13 protein-coding genes are annotated in these 16,544 nt (G+C 65.2%); 7 read left to right on the top strand and 6 right to left on the bottom strand.

The features are described 5' to 3' along the window. Position 1: 1 nt before the first annotated feature. Positions 2-745, bottom strand: a complete 744-nt coding sequence (gene modA / locus BMZ70_RS01035; RefSeq protein WP_092268847.1) for a molybdate ABC transporter substrate-binding protein — start codon at positions 743-745, stop codon at positions 2-4. An 82-nt stretch (positions 746-827) separates the two neighbouring features. Between modA and BMZ70_RS01030 the strand changes: the two genes are divergently transcribed. Beyond that, positions 828-1,337 carry a YgjP-like metallopeptidase domain-containing protein gene (locus tag BMZ70_RS01030; RefSeq protein ID WP_092268845.1) on the top strand — a complete coding sequence of 170 codons (510 nt, stop codon included), beginning with the start codon at positions 828-830 and terminating at the stop codon, positions 1,335-1,337. A gap of 1 nt (position 1,338) precedes the next feature. Here the strand turns inward: BMZ70_RS01030 and BMZ70_RS28660 are convergent, their stop codons facing one another. Continuing rightward, complete coding sequence (locus BMZ70_RS28660; RefSeq protein WP_229205239.1) at positions 1,339-1,980, bottom strand: PEP-CTERM sorting domain-containing protein; 642 nt, start codon at positions 1,978-1,980, stop codon at positions 1,339-1,341. Positions 1,981-2,230: 250 nt separating this feature from the next. Here BMZ70_RS28660 and BMZ70_RS01020 point away from each other — a divergent pair, with 250 nt between their 5' ends. The 6 genes from BMZ70_RS01020 to BMZ70_RS00995 are packed head-to-tail and all read left to right on the top strand — an operon-like array spanning position 2,231 to position 9,203. After that, positions 2,231-3,364, top strand: coding sequence for an SIS domain-containing protein (locus BMZ70_RS01020; protein WP_092268843.1), 1,134 nt, complete (start codon positions 2,231-2,233; stop codon positions 3,362-3,364). Continuing rightward, positions 3,351-4,295 (top strand): ROK family protein, encoded by a 945-nt coding sequence (locus tag BMZ70_RS01015; protein ID WP_092268841.1) that lies wholly within the window; start codon positions 3,351-3,353, stop codon positions 4,293-4,295. The genes BMZ70_RS01020 and BMZ70_RS01015 overlap by 14 nt, the downstream gene beginning before the upstream one ends. After that, positions 4,292-5,599, top strand: coding sequence for a D-tagatose-bisphosphate aldolase, class II, non-catalytic subunit (locus BMZ70_RS01010; protein ID WP_207231533.1), 1,308 nt, complete (start codon positions 4,292-4,294; stop codon positions 5,597-5,599). Before BMZ70_RS01015 ends, BMZ70_RS01010 begins: the two co-directional genes overlap by 4 nt. After that, a complete protein-coding gene (gene agaR / locus BMZ70_RS01005) occupies positions 5,593-6,369 on the top strand; it encodes a transcriptional repressor AgaR (RefSeq protein WP_092268837.1) in 777 nt (258 codons plus the stop codon). Before BMZ70_RS01010 ends, agaR begins: the two co-directional genes overlap by 7 nt. A 1-nt stretch (position 6,370) precedes the next feature. Continuing rightward, complete coding sequence (nagA, locus tag BMZ70_RS01000; RefSeq protein WP_092268835.1) at positions 6,371-7,492, top strand: N-acetylglucosamine-6-phosphate deacetylase; 1,122 nt, start codon at positions 6,371-6,373, stop codon at positions 7,490-7,492. Further along, complete coding sequence (locus BMZ70_RS00995; RefSeq protein ID WP_092268833.1) at positions 7,479-9,203, top strand: MFS transporter; 1,725 nt, start codon at positions 7,479-7,481, stop codon at positions 9,201-9,203. Before nagA ends, BMZ70_RS00995 begins: the two co-directional genes overlap by 14 nt. Here BMZ70_RS00995 and BMZ70_RS00990 read toward each other — a convergent pair. From BMZ70_RS00990 to BMZ70_RS00975, 4 genes are all read right to left on the bottom strand, one after another. Beyond that, positions 9,194-10,336 (bottom strand): MFS transporter, encoded by a 1,143-nt coding sequence (locus BMZ70_RS00990; RefSeq protein ID WP_092268831.1) that lies wholly within the window; start codon positions 10,334-10,336, stop codon positions 9,194-9,196. The genes BMZ70_RS00995 and BMZ70_RS00990 overlap by 10 nt on opposite strands. 127 nt (positions 10,337-10,463) lie before the next feature. Further along, entirely contained in the window at positions 10,464-12,872 is a 2,409-nt protein-coding gene (locus BMZ70_RS00985; protein ID WP_092268829.1) for a TonB-dependent receptor, read from the bottom strand. 176 nt (positions 12,873-13,048) lie between these two features. Then, entirely contained in the window at positions 13,049-14,101 is a 1,053-nt protein-coding gene (locus BMZ70_RS00980) for a LacI family DNA-binding transcriptional regulator (protein ID WP_092268827.1), read from the bottom strand. A 39-nt stretch (positions 14,102-14,140) separates the two neighbouring features. Then, complete coding sequence (locus BMZ70_RS00975) at positions 14,141-16,540, bottom strand: polysaccharide lyase 8 family protein (protein ID WP_092268825.1); 2,400 nt, start codon at positions 16,538-16,540, stop codon at positions 14,141-14,143. Positions 16,541-16,544: the final 4 nt, after the last annotated feature.

Here is a 16,544-nt window from a genome sequence, read left to right as displayed (position 1 = left end):
CTTATGGACGGCCGAAACCGTACTTGGCCAGCACTGCCTGGCCGGCCGGCGATTGCACGTAATCGGCAAACTGGCGGCCCAGTGCCGCTTGCGGGCCGGCGGCGATCACAGCGATCGGATAAGTGACCGGCGTTTCGGTCGGCACCGTGGCCACCACCGTCACCTTGTCCTTGACGATGGCGGCATCAGTGGCGTACACGAAACCGGCATCGACTTCGCCGCGCGCCACATAGTCCAGGCACTGGCGCACCGAGGTGCCGAGGATCAGCTTGGGCTCAACCAACGCCCACAGTTTGGCGTGCTCGAGGGCGGCCTTGGCGTAGCGGCCCACGGGTACGCTGGCCGGGTTGCCAATGGTGATGCGCGCCACCGCAGGCTGCGCCACGTCGGCCACGCTCTTTAGCGGCACCTTGCCGCCTTGCGGCGCGATCAGCACCAGACTGTTGCTGGCGAAATTCTTGCGGGTGCCGGGCGCCAGCAGCTTGAGAGTGTCGGCCTTGTCCATCGCGTCCTGGTCGGCCGAGGCGAACACATCGACCGGCGCGCCCTTGGCGATCTGCTGCACCAACGGATCGGAAGCGGCAAAGTTGAACAGCACCTTGTCGCCGGTGTGTTCCTTTTCGAAGGCGGCGCCGATTTCCTTGAAGGCGTTGGTCAGGCTGGCCGCCGCCGATACCGTCACTTCCGCCGCCGAGGCCGCACCACCGAGCGTCATCAACGCAATTGTCAAACCTGGCTTTACCATGCATCCTCCCAATCGCAATAAACTCAATTATATAACGGTCGGCGTGGTAAAGTTGCGGCTCGCTAATTTTTGCCGCCGTCCCATGTCCCAACTGAAGTACCTCAGCGCCTATTCTGATCAACTCCAGCAGCAAGTGTCGCAACTGCTTGATCAAAACAAGCTGGGCGAAGTGCTGCTCAAGCGCTACGCCAAGCCGCACGAGTTGCGTACCGACCGCGCGCTGTACCAGTACGTGCAGGAGCTGAAGACGGAATACCTGCGCAACGCCGAGCCGATCAACAAGGTCGAATACGACAGCAAGATCCACGTGATCAATCACGCGCTGGGGCTGCACACAGCTATCTCGCGCGTGCAGGGCGGCAAGCTCAAGGCCAAGCATGAGATCCGGGTGGCGACCATGTTCAAGGAAGTGCCGCTGGAATTCCTGCGCATGATTGCGGTGCACGAGCTGGCGCACGTCAAGGAAAAGCAGCACGATAAGGCGTTCTACAAGTTGTGCACCTACATGGAGCCCAACTATCACCAATATGAATTCGACCTGCGGGTCTACCTCACGCTGCTGGACAGCGGAGGCGCCCGCCTCTGGTCTTAAGTTAGGCCTGCTTGCGGCGGCGTGCCAGACCGATCAGGCCGAGACCGGCCAGCAGCATGGCATAGGTTTCCGGTTCCGGCACCGCCGAGACATTGATGTTATCCCACTGCACCTTACCGGCCAGCACAGCGCCCTGCTTCCAGCTCAGCGACGACAAGCCAGTAAAGGTGGAATCGAAGGTATAGGTGTTCCAGCTGCCGTTGTAGTTGAAGGTTTGCTGCACGGTGGCGGAGTTATCGGCCTTGACGCCGTAGAAGGTGACCGAGCCGCCGAGCAGGACTTGCTTGGACAGGTCAATCGAAGTGATGCTGAAGGCGCTGTTGTTGGCCGTGGTCAGCGTGGTGGTGGCGCGTGCGGTGCTGCCCATCGCGTAGGAGTCGGCGGCCGGACGGATCAGGGTATTGTCATCGTCCGCCACAAACAGCGCGTGCAGCGACGAATGGCCTAGCGAGCTGGTCAGCACGAAGCCGTCTTCGGTGTAGCTGGTGCCGTAGTAGACATCCGCCAGGCCCAACAAAGTATTGTTGGCGTGCAGCAGATTGCTGACGGAAGCCGCGTCAAAGTCAATCGTGGCGGCGTGGGCAGTCGCAGCGGACAGCAACGCTGCGGCGACAGATGCTTGCAACATTTTCGAGGTTTTCAAGGCATGTCTCCGGTGATGTCTAAAGGTGGCTCATGGAATTACCATTAAAACACTTTTAATGTCATAATTACACAAACAATGTTTATTTTGATATCCCTGCGGCAAGCTTATTTGCTATCGCGTGGCACAAGCGCCACACCTTCATCCCTTTCGTTTTGCTATCTCCCGTAAAAAATCGAAAAAGCCACTGGTTAAATCGATAGGTTAACGTTACCATCGTTTTCGATTGAAACGCATAGCCGGAGATGCCATGACCCAGCTTCACCACCTGCCCACCACGCTGTGGGCTGAACGCGGCGGCGATCACACCGCCCGTGAAATCGCCCAGCAGCCCGCCGTCTGGCGTCAGCTGCCAGCCTGCCTCGACAACCTGCCATCGGGTGCCCGCGCCACACTGCACGCCTTGCTCAGCGACCCGCGCGCGCTGGTGCTGCTCACCGGCGCCGGCACCTCGGCCTATGCCGGTGAGCTGGTAGCCGACCAGCTGGATGCGGTCTGGCCGGCGCAGGTGCGCGCGCTGGCCACCACTACCCTGCTCAGCCACCCTGCCTTGTATCTGTCGGCAAAACGCCCACTGCTTCTGGTATCGTTCGCACGCAGCGGCAACAGCCCGGAAAGCCAGGCCGCCGTGGAACTGGTGCGGGCGCAGTCGCCCGGTGCGCTGTTCCTCAACATCACCTGCAATGCGGACGGCAAGCTGGCGCGCGATGGCGCCGGCCAGCAGGACACCATCAACGTAGTGCTGCCACCAGCCAGCTGCGACCAGGGCTTCGCCATGACCAGCAGCTTTACCGCGATGGTGCTGGCGGCGCTGTCGTTGCTTGGCCCCGATCCGCTACCGCTGGCGGCGCAGCGCTTGCAGCAGCTGGCGGCACTGGCCGAGCACTGGATGGTCACGCAGGCCGCCGACTGGCACGCGCTGGGCCAGCGCGATTTCCAGCGCATCATCTACCTGGGCGGAGGACCGCTGGAAGCGCTGGCGCGCGAAGCGGCGCTGAAGGTGCTGGAATTGTCCGGCGGCCGCACGCTGGCGCTGGCCAATACGCCGCTGGGTTTCCGCCACGGTCCGAAGTCGGTGCTGAATGCCGATAGCCTGGTGGTGCTGTTCCACAGCCAGGATGCGCACGCGCGCCGCTACGACGAAGACCTGCTCAATGAACTGAGGCGCGACCAGGTGGCCGGGGCGGTACTATCCATCGACGGCAAGGCGCTCGGTGCGCCGGACGACATCACCGATGCGTGGCTGGCCGTGTGCCACGTGGTGTTCGCGCAGGTGCTGGCGCTGCACCAGTCTATGCGACTGGGCCTAACGCCGGATAATCCCTTCCCGGACGGTACGGTCAACCGCGTGGTGCAAGGCGTGATCATTCATGACTATGCCTGACCACTACTACGGCATCGACCTTGGCGGCACCAAGATTGAACTGGTGGCCTGCGACGCCAGCCTGCAAGTGCGCTACCGCCAGCGCGTCGCCACGCCGACGCAGGACTACGAGGCGCTGGTGCGCGCGCTGGTGAGCCTTGTGCGCGGCGCCGACGACGCCTTGGGCACTAGCGCACCAGCGATCGGCATCGGCGTCCCCGGCATCATCGACGCCGCCAGCGGCACACACTTGTGCGCCAACATCCCCTGCCTGACCGGGCGCGAACTGCTGCCGGTGCTGCGCGCGCAATTGCAGCGTCCCATCGCGCTCGGCAACGACTGCCAGTGCTTCGCCCTGTCCGAAGCCCACGGCGGCGCGGCCGATGGCGCGGCCAGCATGTTCGGCCTGATTCTCGGCACCGGCGCCGGCGCCGGCTATGTGATCGATCAAAAACTGGTGCGCGGCCTGCATGGCGCCGCCGGCGAATGGGGCCACTGGCCGCTCGATCCGCACCTGCTGCAGCGCTACGAACTGCCGCTGCTGCCCTGCCCTTGCGGCCGCGTCGCCTGCCTCGAAAGCTATGTCTCCGGCACCGGCCTGCGTCGCCTGCACGCACACCTCACCGGCGGCGAAGGCGTCAGCGCCGAACAACTGGCGGCGCGCCACAACGCCGGCGACAACGAAGCAGCCAGCGTCTTTAAGCTGCACCTCGACCTGCTGGGCGCAGCACTCGCGCGCATCGTGCTGGCCTACGACCCGCACGTCGTCGTGCTGGGCGGCGGCCTGTCGCAACTGCCGCATTTGTACACCGGACTGGCCGACGCCATCCGCCCGCACCTCATTCCCGGCCTCGGCGTGCCGCCGATCCTGCCACCCGTCTTCGGCGATGCCGGCGGCGCGCGCGGCGCGGCGCTGCTGGCGCGGCAAGCCACCATCACACAGGAGCCATGATGTCCCCGATCCAAACCCTGATCCGTCAACACCACGCCGGCGAAGCGGTCGGCCTGCCGAGCGTCTGCTGCGCCAATCCGCAAGTGCTGCAAGCCGCAATGGAAGTCGCGCTGGCGCACGGCGTGCCGCTGCTGGTGGAAGCCACCTCCAACCAGGTCGACCAGTTCGGCGGCTACACCGGCATGACGCCAGCCGACTACATCGCCTACGTACGCGAACTGGCGCGCAGCACCGGCCTGCCGCAAGAGCGCCTGATCCTGGGCGGCGACCACCTTGGCCCCAACACCTGGCAGCACCTGCCCCCGGAACAGGCGATGGCCAATGCGCGCGACCTGATCGCCGCCTACGTACGTGCCGGCTTCCACAAAATCCACCTCGATTGCAGCATGGCCTGCGCCGGCGATCCCGTACCGCTGCCGGACGCCATCGTGGCCGCGCGCTCGGCCGAACTGGCGCAAGTGGCCGAACAGGCGGCCATCGCCGCCGGGCTGCCGCCGCCGGTGTACGTGATCGGCACCGAAGTGCCGATTCCCGGGGGCGAAGCCTCGCTGGCGGACGGCCTGCAAGTCACGCGCCCCGACGCCGCCGACGCCACGCTGGCCGCACACGCCATCGCCTTCGCCGAACGTGGCCTGTACGACGCCTGGCAGCGCGTGGTGGCGCTGGTGGTGCAGCCCGGCGTGGACTTCGACCACAGCACCGTGCACCACTACGCGCCCGCCGAAGCGGCGCCGCTGTCGGCCTTCATCGCCGAACATCCGGGGCTGGTGTACGAAGCCCACTCCACCGACTACCAGAGCGAGCGCGCCCTGCACGCGCTGGTGCGCGACCATTTCGCCATCCTCAAGGTCGGCCCGGCCGCCACCAACGCGCTGCGCGAAGCCAGCTTCGCATTGGCCGCAATTGAAGATGCACTCGTCCCGGTCGAGCAGCGTTCCCACTTGGCCGACGTGCTGGAACGCAGCATGCTCGAACAGCCGCGCCACTGGCAAAAGCACTACAGCGGCACGCCCGACCAGCAGCGCATGCTGCGCAAATATGCGTTGTCCGACCGCAGCCGCTACTACTGGGGTGAGCCGGCCGTAGCGCAAGCGCTGGAACGCCTGCACAGCAACCTCGCGCAGCGCGAACTACCTTTGCCGCTGATCAGTCAATACCTGCCGGAGCAAGTGGAAGCCGTGCTCGATGGCAGCCTGCCGGCGCGCGCCGCCGAACTGGTGCGCCACAAGGTAGGACTGGTGCTGGCCCGCTACGTGCGCGCTTGCCATGCGAATGCCGCAGCGGCGGTGGAGGCCATGTGCTAAACAGCGACGGCCGCCGCGAGCAAATCCTGCAAACGCTGGAAGCGCAGGACAAGGTGCGCGTCAACCGGCTGGCGCAGCGCTTCGGCGTCTCCACCGTCACCATACGCGGCGACCTGCGCGCGCTGGCCCAAGCGGGCCTGGTGCAGCGCCAGCACGGCGGCGCCAGCACCACACGGCGCGCGCCGCCGGAACTGCCGCTGGAAGAAAAACGCGGCCAGCACCGCGAACGCAAACACAGCATCGCCGCCCGCGCGATGAAGCTGATACAGCCCGGCGACAAGCTGATACTCGATGCCGGCAGCACCACGCTGCAACTGGCGCGCCGCCTCGCGCACAGCAGTTATTCGCTCAGCGTATTCACCAACAGCCTGCCGATCGCCAACGAACTGGGATCGGTGGAAGGCATCGACTTGCTGCTCTCCGGCGGCACGCTACGCAAAGCATCCCAGTCGCTGCAAGGCCCGCAGGCCGAGGCAGGGCTGGACGGCTACGTATTCGACAAGCTGCTGCTCGGCGCCGATGGCTGCGATCCCGAATTCGGCCTGTCCACGCACGATGAAGCGGAGGCGCGCCTCAACGCCCGCATGGCATCGCAAGCGCGGCAAGTCATCCTGCTGGCGGACAGCTCCAAATTCGGCCGCATCTGCCTGCATCGCATCTGCAACTTGAATCGCATCGACATCGTGGTGAGCGACGCCAGCCTGCCGCCGGCGATGCGTGCCGCGCTGGCGCAGCAAGGCGTTGAAGTCTTAATCGCAGAAGAGGAATGACATGAAAATCAGCGGACGCATACTCACACCGAACGGCTGGGTACAAGGCCACCTGCATCACGCATCGGACATCAGCCACATCGAAGCCGACGCCGCAGCGCCGGCCGACCAATGGATACTGCCCGGCTTTATCGACCTGCACGTGCACGGCGCCGGCGGCACCGATATCATGGAAGGCGGCGACGCGGCGCGTCGGGTGGCACGCCTGCACGCCCGCCACGGTACCACCACCCTGCTCGGCACCACCATGACCGCGCCGCCGCAAGAGATCGAACGCGCGCTGCAAGGACTGGCCCGCGCCATCGCCGCGCCGGATCCGGACAGCGCGCAGATACTGGGCGTCCATCTCGAAGGCCCCTTCCTGAATTGCAAGCGGCTGGGCGCGCAGCCGCCGTTGGTGAGCACCGGCACGCTGGAACAAGTGCGCCGCTGGAATGACATCGCGCCGATCAAGGTGCTGACGCTGGCGCCGGAAATCCCCGGCCACCTGCAACTGATCGCGCAGTTGTCGGCATTGGGCATCCGCGTGCAGGCCGGCCACAGCGCCGGCAGCTACGAGGACGGCGTCGCTGCGCTGGAAGCGGGATTGGCCGGCTTCACCCACCTGTTCAACGGCATGTCCGGCTTGAGCCACCGCGCGCCCGGCATCGTCGGCGCGGCGCTGGCGCACGGCGATTTTGCGGAAGTGATCCCGGACCTTCAACACGTACAGCCCGGCGCACTGCGCGCCGCCATGCGCGCCATCCCGCGCCTGTACGCCGTCACCGACGCTACCGCCGCCACCGGCATGCCGGACGGCGAGTACATGCTGGGTAGCCAGCGTGTGATGAAGTGCATGGGCTGCGTGCGGCTGGTGCTCGGTGATTCGCTGGCCGGCAGCGCGCTGACGATGGACCAGGCCTTGCGCAATCTGGTCAGCCTCGGCCTGTCGCTGCCAGACGCCTCGGCGCGCGTGTCGCGCTATCCGGCCGAATACCTCGGCCTCGAAGATCGCGGCGTGCTCGCCGCCGGCCAGCGCGCCGACATCGTGGTGCTGGATGCCGATCTGCAAGTCCGCAAGGTCATCGTCGGCGGCCACGCCATCTCTTTACAACAAGGAGTTCAAGAACATGCACTCGCCTGAAAACCAAACTCGTTACCTGCTGCTGGTGGCCGGCCTTGGCGGCCTGCTATACGGGATCGATGTCGGCATCATCGCCGGTGCCCTGCCCTACCTGGAAGCCAGCGCTGTGCAGCTATGGAAGCTGTCGTCGCAGCAGTTGGGCTTTGTGGTGGCGGCGGTGCTGCTGGGGTCCGTACTGTCCTCGCTGGCAGCGGGCGCGCTGGCCGAAGCGTGGGGCCGCAAGAAAATCATGTTCATCTCCGGCCTGCTGTTCAGCCTTAGCATTCCGGTCATTGCACTGGCTGACGGTTATGTGCCGCTGCTGCTGGGCCGCTTGCTGCAAGGCGTCAGCGGCGGCTTGATCGGCGTAGTGGTGCCGCTGTATCTGGCCGAAAGCCTGCCCGCCGCCGTGCGCGGACGCGGCACCGCCATCTTCCAGCTGCTGCTGACCATCGGCCTTGTTCTTGCCGCCGCCATCGGGCTGCTGGTGGCGCATCAGGTGGAGCAAGCCGCGCACGAGGCGCCAGCAGCGCTGCAAGCAGTGCAGGACGCCGCGTGGCGCCGCATCTTCTGGCTCAGCCTCGCACCCGGCCTGCTGTTCACGGCCGGCGTGGTGTGGCTGGCCGAATCGCCGCGCTGGCTGCTGGCGCACGGTCGCACAGCCGACGCGCTGCAAGCCTTGCGCCGCACGCGTCCCGCTGCCGAAGCCGATGCAGAACTAGCCGCCATCGACGGCGCCGGCGAATCGCGTACCAGCAGCAAAGGCAGCTCCGCCGACTCGCTGCTGCAGCGCCGCTACGTCTTGCCCTTCCTGCTGGCGTGCCTGATCCTGGCCTGCAACCAGGCCACCGGCATCAACTCGGTGCTGGCGTATGCGGTCACCATCCTCGATCAGGGCGGCCTGTCCGGCAGCATGGGGAACGTCGGCGACTTCGCACTCAAGCTGCTCAACGCGCTGGTGACGGTGCTGGCCGTGATACTGGTCGACCGCAAGGGCCGCAAGTTCCTGCTGATGCTGGGCTCCGGCGGCATCGTGGTATCGCTGCTGGCGGCGGCGCTGCTGTTCCGCATCGCTGAATCGGGCCAGTCCGACGCCGGCGCCGCACTGTCGCAACGCATTCAGGACAACGCCCTGCAACTCGATGCGCCCGCGCTGCGCGCGCTCGCCGGCGGTGAAGACTACCAGCTCGACATCGCCTACAGCTACGGCCCACTGACGCAGGTTCGCAGCCTGCGTCCCGGCGATGCGCTGCGCATCACGCCACCGGACAGCGTGGAGGGCGACAGCGTCATCGGCGCCGCCTTCCGGCAGATGCACCTGAATCCCTTCCCCGACATGAACGCCTCCCTGCAAGCGCCGCTGCAAATCGAACGTGCCCGCATCGGCCCACGTCCGCAAGCGGCGCACGGCTGGCTGCTGCTGGCTTGCCTGCTCGGCTTCATCGCCAGCTTCGCGGTAGGACCGGGTGTATGCGTGTGGCTGGCGCTGTCCGAGCTAATGCCAACCCGCATCCGCTCGAACGGGATGAGCATCGCGCTTCTGGTCAACCAGTTCGTGTCGACCGTGCTGGCAGCAGTATTCCTGCCGGTCGTGAGCCTGCAAGGCTACGCGCCGATGTTCTTCTTCTGGGCCGGCTGCACCGTGGTCTACTTCCTGGCTGCGACCTTCCTGCTGCCGGAAACGCGCGGCAAGACGCTGGAAGAAATCAACCGCCACTTCGCCTATAAATAGCGTTTGAGCAGGCTGCGCCACAACACAACACCGCAGCCTGCCGCCAGCGCCCCGGCCAGATACAGCAAACGATAATCGCGGCCGGTGGCATCCAGCAGCGCGCCCAGCCCCACCGTCGATACCACCACCATTAATGCAGTCAGCGAAGCCGAGATAGCGGCCAGCTGCGAGAAGCGTTCTCGCGGCAGCAAGGCTGGCAGCAGCGACACGGTCCCGGTCAGGAAGCAGCCGGCCAGCACGCCGTGCACAATCAACGCCACCAAAAATCCGGTGCGCTCATCCACCACACGCCACGCCACCAGCATGCACAGCGCGTACGCCGACAACACCGCCGCGCCCACGCGCAGCGGATGGTAGCGGTCGGCCAGCCAGCCCAATGGCCAGGCTAGCAAAATCGAAATCGCATAGGTCAGCGCAATCGCGCTGCCGAAATCGCCGGCATCTGCGCCAAACTGCGCGCTGGCATTGAGCGCGTTGATATTGATCGGCAGGACCGCCACCGCCCCGACCGACACGGCCGCGAACAAACGGCCCCACTGCTCATCCCCAGGCTGCATCAAGCGCCAGCCGGTGCGCGGCGGCGCGGCATACGACGGTTCGCGCACGCGCCAACACACCAGCAGCATGCAGCCCATATAAACCACAGTGATGGCCACCAGCAGCGGCTGGAACACCGACACCAGGTCATTACGGAAGAACAGCGCGAAGAAGCCCGCACCCGTGGCCAGGCTGACGATGCGGAACGCGCCGAAGAATCGCCCCAGCACCGGCCGCGGCACGGTGTCGTTGATCAGCGCGATAAATAAAGGATTGCCGACGATGGTGGCCATCTCGAACACCGTCCAGCTGACCGCAAGGCCGGCCAGGCTGCTGCTGAAGGCCATGCCCAGCATGCCGAAGGTGGACACCACGGCGGTGCCAAAAATGAAAGGAATACGGCGGCCGAAACGCGAGCGCGTACGGTCGCTCCATGCGCCGATCAGCGGGCCGAGGGTCAGCGCGATCAGGGCCGGCATGGCGCCGATAAGGATATTGAGCAGCGTAGCGTCCTGGCTAAAGCGCATCAGGTGCACTTTAAACAACTCCTGCACCGAACGCTCGCGCAGCGACCAGCCCAGATCACCAATCAACAACAGGGCGCACAGGACCAGCAGTCCTGTGCGCCCTGTCCGGACGCTTGCGCTTTCATCCCGCACCCTCGGTCTCCCCTTTTGTGTGTCTCTCTACTATAAAGGAATCCCGAGGGCGGATGTGATGAAGTTAGAAGCTGAAGTCAGCGCGCATCGCAAAGTAGCGTTGATAGTCGCGCGCCGGCGTCCATTGCGTGGTATTCACCACAACCACCGGGTTAGGTGCCTTCGAACTCCAGGTACCGTTGGCCCAGTTGTTGGCCAGGCCGGTGGCGTAGGATTTGTCGAACAGGTTGTTGACCATGAAGGTGAACTTGTACTTGTCCTGCTTGTCCTTGATGCCCAGGCCCAGGTTGAAGATGCCGTATGCGCCCTGGATGGTCATCGGATCCTGATTCAGGTTGAACTGCGTGCGGCTCTGGAAGCGGTACGCACCGGTGACGAAACCGTTGTACGAGTACGAAGTCGGAATGTCGTACTGGCCGCCCAGGTTGAACTTGAACTTCGGCGCGTTCGGCAGCGTGGCGCCTTTCAGGTTGGCGACACTGGTGTTGTTGTACTTCGCACTGACCGCGCAATTGCCGCCCGGCGTGGTACCGGTGCCTGCCGCATTCAGCACGCTATAGCACGGGCCGTTTTCAAAGTCAGTCACGATGGCGCGGGTGTAGGCAAAGGCGCCGTTCAGTTGCAGCAGCTTGCTCACGCGCCAGCCCAGGTCCGCTTCAAAGCCGCTGGTGCGCAGGCCGCCGATCGAGTGCAGCGTGGTACGGAATACGCCATCCGCATCGTAGAAGCCCGCCGATTGCTGGAAGCCGGTGAAGTTGGTGCGAAACGCCGCCAGATCCAGCGACATGCTGCCGTTCAGCAGACCAAGCTTCAAGCCCGCTTCAATGCTGTGCGCCGATTCGCCCGGTACCGGCTGGTTTTTGGCGATGGCGCCGGTGAAGCTCGACGTCAGGTCGTACGCCACGCCTTTGTGGCCAGTGGAGTAAGTCGCGTAGCCCATCGCGTTCGGATTGAAGCGATGTTCCAGACCGAGGCGGCCGGTCTTGTCGGTGTTGCTGTCATCGCCATGCAGGTACTCGGTCACCGTGCGCGTGGTGGCTGGCGGCGGCGTGTAGCGGGTGAAGGTGTAGCCCGTGTCTTCCTTGTTCACGCGCAGGCCGGCAATCACGCTGGTGGCGGAGGTCAGGTCGTAGGAGGCCTGGCCGAAGGCGGCGTAGCTGGTGTTATAGGCGGTGGCCGCGTAGTCGGTCACGTAGGTCGATACCGGCGCACGGGTCAGCTCGCGCGCCAGCCGGTTATCGCCGTACCACAGGCCGGCTACATACTTCAGCGGACCTTTGTCGGGAGAGGTCAAGCGCAGCTCGAAGGTGCGCGCGGTCACGTCGAACAAGCCGTATTGATACAGGCCACCGTGCAAGCCGCTCACCGCGCCGTTCACCGGCAGGTAGGCGAGGATATCGCTGTCGGTAGCGTCGCCATCCTGGTAGTCGTTCATGCGGTAATTGGACCACGAACCGATGGCGCTCAGGTTGTAGCCTGCCAGCGGACCGTTGTCGTCAAAGGCGTAGTTCACTTTCAGGCCTGCGCCCTTGTCCTTGGCCTTGCCGCCGGCGCCGTAGTCGTTACGCACGCTGACGTTGTCCGGACCTGGATTGATCCCGGCCAGCAGCGTCGACGCCGGCAACTGCGCCACGTTCTGGTAACGGCCGCCCGGCGTCATGCTGGAAAACGGCTGCACGCAGCAGTTGACGGTAGACTCGCTGGCGCGCGGGCTGAAGGTGACGTTCCATTGATCGTCCGGACGCCATTCCAGTTTGCCGACGAAGTTGGTGCTGCGCGAGCCATTCAGATTGTCGCCGGTGGTCAGGTTCTTCACCACGCCACCGAACGAGGACTTGTTCACCGCCACGCGCATGCGCAGCGTGTCGCTCAGGGCCCCGGAGATGGAGCCCATCGCGCGCCATTCGCCGTCGCTGCTCAGGTACGTGGTGGCCTTCTCTTTCCACTCATTGTCGATCGGTTTGGTGGTGATGTTGATCGCGCCGGCGATGGAGCTCTTGCCGAGCAAGGTGCTTTGCGGTCCTTTCAGCACTTCGACGCGGAACACGTCGGCCAGGTCCTTGAAGGCGTTGGCCTGCATCGCGAACGGGATATCGTCGATCACCACCGCCACGTCCGACTCCACACCGATGCCGAGCGAGTAGGTGCCGATGCCGCGCATATTGATGCTGAAGTTGCCCGGCTGGGTCGAGTAGGTGACCGTCAGCGCCGGCGACAGATTGGGCAGGTCATTGATGTCGCGGACGTTATTCCGCTGCAGGGTGGCGTCGCTCAGCACCGTGATGGCGGCCGGCACGTCTTGCAGATTCTGGGCGCGCTTGTTGGCGGTCACCACCACTTGCTCAACCTTCAGTTCCTCGACCTTGCTCTCCTGCGCCACGGCGCCGTGCGACAAACTGGCCAGCGCCAGGGCGACCGATGCTGCCAGGGGGCGAACTGCCAGGCTGGCTTGATGCTTATTGCTCTTGCTCACTGCTGATCCTCCTCAATGGAATATACACCTTGCAGCGAAATGTGAACGTTATCACACTCACTTAAAAAAATATGCAACTTAGGTGAGTTAACGTTATCAGTCGAACTTTTGATTTACAAGCCTTTTTACAAGCTTTTCATTGAGTGGCGCAAAAATGCGACAGTTTGCGACTAAGCTTATGCTTTGCGTGTGCGGCGCTTGGCGGCGGTGGCGCCGGCGGCGGACGCAGTCGATTCGCGCACCACCATCTCGGCCGGGAATTCCACGCGCTGGCGCTTGCCCGGCTGGCCGAGGATGCGGCGCATCAGTTCCTGCACGGCGGCTTGCGCCATCAGCGGCAGCGGGTGGCGGATGGTGGTCAGTTGCGGGCGCACGATGCTGGCGGCCGACACATCGTCGAAGCCGATCAGCGAGAGATCTTGCGGCACCTGCACGTTCAATTCGCGCGCCGCGTTCATGCAGCCGATCGCCATTTCGTCGTTGGCGCAGAAGATGGCGGTGGGACGCGCGTCCAGCGCCAGCAGGCGTGTGCACGCTTCCTGGCCGGATTTTTCGCTGAAGGTGCCCTGCTCCACCCACTGGTCGTGGATCTCGAGGTTGGCGTCGTGCATGGCCTGGCGGTAGCCACGTTCGCGCTCGGCGCTCTGACCGGTCCAGTGGGTGCCCTTGATGAAGGCAATGCGCTTGTGGCCTTGTGCGATCAGGCCCGCCACGGCGTCGCGCGCGGCGTTGAAATTATCGCCCTGTACCACCGGCAGCGAGGTCTCGCGGCGGCAGAAATTGACCAGCACGATCGGGCTCTCGCTCTGCTCAAGCGCTTCGAGGTATTCGTCGGTCATGCGCGGCAGCACGTAGATCAGGCCATCCCACAGGCCATGCAGCAGTTGGCTGTGGCGGCGCTGGGTTTGTTCATCCAACTGGCCGATGGAGTTGTAGATGAACAGGTCCATCTCGTACTTGCGCACCTCCTCGGTCAGCGCCGAGACAAAGGCGTTCACTACCACCGAACTGAGGTCGTTGACGACCACGCCGATGACGTTGGTGCGGCCGCCCTTCATTACGCGCGCCAGTGTATTGGGCGCGTAGCCGAGCGCCTTGGCGGCGGCTTGCACCTTGGCCTTGGTCTCTTCCGACACGTAGCCGTCACCGGACATGGCGCGCGAGGCCGTCATTACCGACACCCCGGCCTTGGCCGCCACCTGCACCAGCGTCACTGACTGTTTCTTCATGCTGTCATCCCGTATTTGCTTACGGTGATAACGATACCTTCACTTGCTCCCCGAGACAAGGGGCAGCGCAAACGTCGCCGTGTAGCCGCTGCCGGCGGCGCGCGCGGTGTCGATGCGCAAACGCAGCTGCGGCATGGTTTGCAGCACCGTCACACCCGGCACGGCGGACAGCACCGCGCCAACAGGACGCGCCACGGTGAGCTCAATCGCAGCCTGGCTTTGGGTCGGATCCGCCGCCGACAGCCGCAAGCGCCCGCCCTCTTCCGCCAGCACCACCGCCGCCGGACCGGAAGCACTGACATAGGCCGAGCCGCCGCGCGGCGCGCTGCCCGCCTGCCACAGATTGGCGGCGTACACATTGGCGCGCGTGTCGCTGACCGCGGCGGCTAGCGCATCATTGGCCTCGATGCGCAATCCCGGATCGCGCGCTGCCTGCGCGGTGGCGGCCTCGCTGGCGGATGGCAGCAGCAGATAGGCGTAGCTGCCTGCCGCACCGGCGCTGTGTGGTATCGACAGAGTCTGGAACGTGGCCCGTACTTCCTGCGCGCTTTGCTGATCGTTGAGCGCGCGCCAGTTGCCGCTGCGTTCAGCGTGTTCCGCCACAATTTCCGCGCCATGCGGGAACACATAGCCGATGCTGCTGCCGGCCTGCGCGTCGCGCAAATGCGCCCAGCGCGCGCCAGCCTTGCGGCCATTCGCCAGCTGCGCGCCATCCACCACCAGTTGCGCCTGGGGGCTGGCCAGCTTGCGGTTTTCGACCACGGTCTCGGTTGCGCCCTGACCGTCCCCGATGCCCGCGCCCAGCGCCAGGATGCGGTCCCCCAGCATGAACCACGACTTCTTGCCATGCAGCGGCGAGCCAGTCACCTCGCGCATGCTGAACGCCATGCCCAGCGCCGCGTAACTGCCTTGCGCCACGCCGCCGACCCAGCTTTCGGTATTCGGATACAGTTTCCATTCCACCGGGCGTCCGCTGCCGCTGCGGTCCGTGGTGGTGCCAGGCAGGCGGCGGATATCAACCGTGGCCCAGAAGTCGCCGCCGAACTGCGTCTGGTCGGCGGTGTACAGCGACAGCATGCCCATGCCGGTCCACCAAGCCTGAAGGTTTTCGCCATTGCCCGACTCGAACGACGATATGCGCGGCGAGGCCATGCTCAGTGTCGCCGCGAAGCCCGGGCCGCGCAGGATGGCGCGGTCCATCGCAGCGTACACGCGCGCGCCCGGCGCTTCCGGCGCGGCAGGGATAGCTGGATCGGCGGCGATTTTCCTCAGCAGACCCAGTTCGTACAGCGACAGCCCGGAGGTGCCGACGCCGCTCGGCGCGGCAAGATAGCGCGCACCGAAGCTGCGGTCGCGCGTCATCCAGCCTTTGACGGCAGCGCGCAGCGCAGCGGCATCAGCCGGCGGCGCGGCTTCCGCCAGCGTGGCCAGATAGGCGGTCATGCTGCGGCCCACCGAGTGTTCGGTTTGCGTCGGCGTGGCGATCTTGCGACCGCGCAGCGCGTCCGGCATGGCGCCATCGATGATCCACGGCGCGTAGGCGTCGCGCGCCCACAGGAACACGTTCGATAAACCAGGATCGGTGATGGGCCACGCGGAGTGGGTCAGCAGCGACACCAGCCGTGCGAAATCGGCCAGCGCCACGGCGCCGTAGCTGCCGGTATAGGGCACGTAGGCATGCTGTACGAACGAGCCATCGCGATAGAAGCCGTCGCCCTGCTCCACCAGTTGCAGCGCGGGGCTGATGGCGTCGCGGCTCAGTGTCACGCGCTGCTGGTCGCGCGCCAGCATGCCGCTCAGGATGCCCACCAGCGCCTTGTCCAGCAGGTTGGCGCCGGTTTCCGCTTCGGTGCGCAGGCTGCCGTCGTTGCGGGTGCGGTAGCGTGGATTGGGCACGTGCCAGTTCACCGCAGCCAGCGCGCGTGCGCGCACCTCGGCTGGCGGGTCCATCAGGCTAAGGACGTCCAGCAAATACAAGGGCGTGCCGATTTGCCAGTCCCACCAGTTGCCAATGGCCGGCTTGCCGGCGCGGTAGTGGTGCGTCACCAGCCAGTCCAAACCCGCTAGCGTGGCTGCGCCGAGCGTCGCGTCGCGGTGCAACGGCGATCCCGGCGTCGCGTAGGCCAGTGCCATCTGCCGCAAACGGAAGGCGTTCGCCGTGACTGCGGCGGAGGCCAGCAAACCCTTGGGATCATTGAATGCGGCGGCATCGTCCCACAGGTGGGCGGCGTCCGGAGCGGACTGCATGCGCGCCAGCCAGCCTTGCACCGTGCGCGCGCGGGATTGCAACTGCGCCGTCACATCGGGATCACTGCGGTCCAGCGCCGCAGCGCCGACAAGCTGCACGTGCCATCGCGCACGCAGGTCGTCGAATGCATCGGCGTGCGCAGTATTGGCGGCCAGCGCAGTGGCCAAAGTGAGACTGTGGATCCAGCGCATGCGG

The sequence above is a fragment of the Duganella sp. CF402 genome (assembly GCF_900109645.1).
Classification (GTDB): domain Bacteria; phylum Pseudomonadota; class Gammaproteobacteria; order Burkholderiales; family Burkholderiaceae_D; genus Rugamonas.
This window is presented reverse-complemented; position numbering and strand designations above follow the sequence as displayed.

Excerpts from the sequence above, each read along its gene's own strand:
- modA (WP_092268847.1), bottom strand. The coding sequence starts at position 745 with ATGGTAAAGCCAGGTTTGACAATTGCGTTGATGACGCTCGGTGGTGCG.
- BMZ70_RS01030 (WP_092268845.1), top strand. The coding sequence starts at position 828 with ATGTCCCAACTGAAGTACCTCAGCGCCTATTCTGATCAACTCCAGCAG.
- BMZ70_RS01020 (WP_092268843.1), top strand. The coding sequence starts at position 2,231 with ATGACCCAGCTTCACCACCTGCCCACCACGCTGTGGGCTGAACGCGGC.
- BMZ70_RS01015 (WP_092268841.1), top strand. The coding sequence starts at position 3,351 with ATGACTATGCCTGACCACTACTACGGCATCGACCTTGGCGGCACCAAG.
- BMZ70_RS01010 (WP_207231533.1), top strand. The coding sequence starts at position 4,292 with ATGATGTCCCCGATCCAAACCCTGATCCGTCAACACCACGCCGGCGAA.
- nagA (WP_092268835.1), top strand. The coding sequence starts at position 6,371 with ATGAAAATCAGCGGACGCATACTCACACCGAACGGCTGGGTACAAGGC.
- BMZ70_RS00995 (WP_092268833.1), top strand. The coding sequence starts at position 7,479 with ATGCACTCGCCTGAAAACCAAACTCGTTACCTGCTGCTGGTGGCCGGC.
- BMZ70_RS00980 (WP_092268827.1), bottom strand. The coding sequence starts at position 14,101 with ATGAAGAAACAGTCAGTGACGCTGGTGCAGGTGGCGGCCAAGGCCGGG.
- BMZ70_RS00975 (WP_092268825.1), bottom strand. The coding sequence starts at position 16,540 with ATGCGCTGGATCCACAGTCTCACTTTGGCCACTGCGCTGGCCGCCAAT.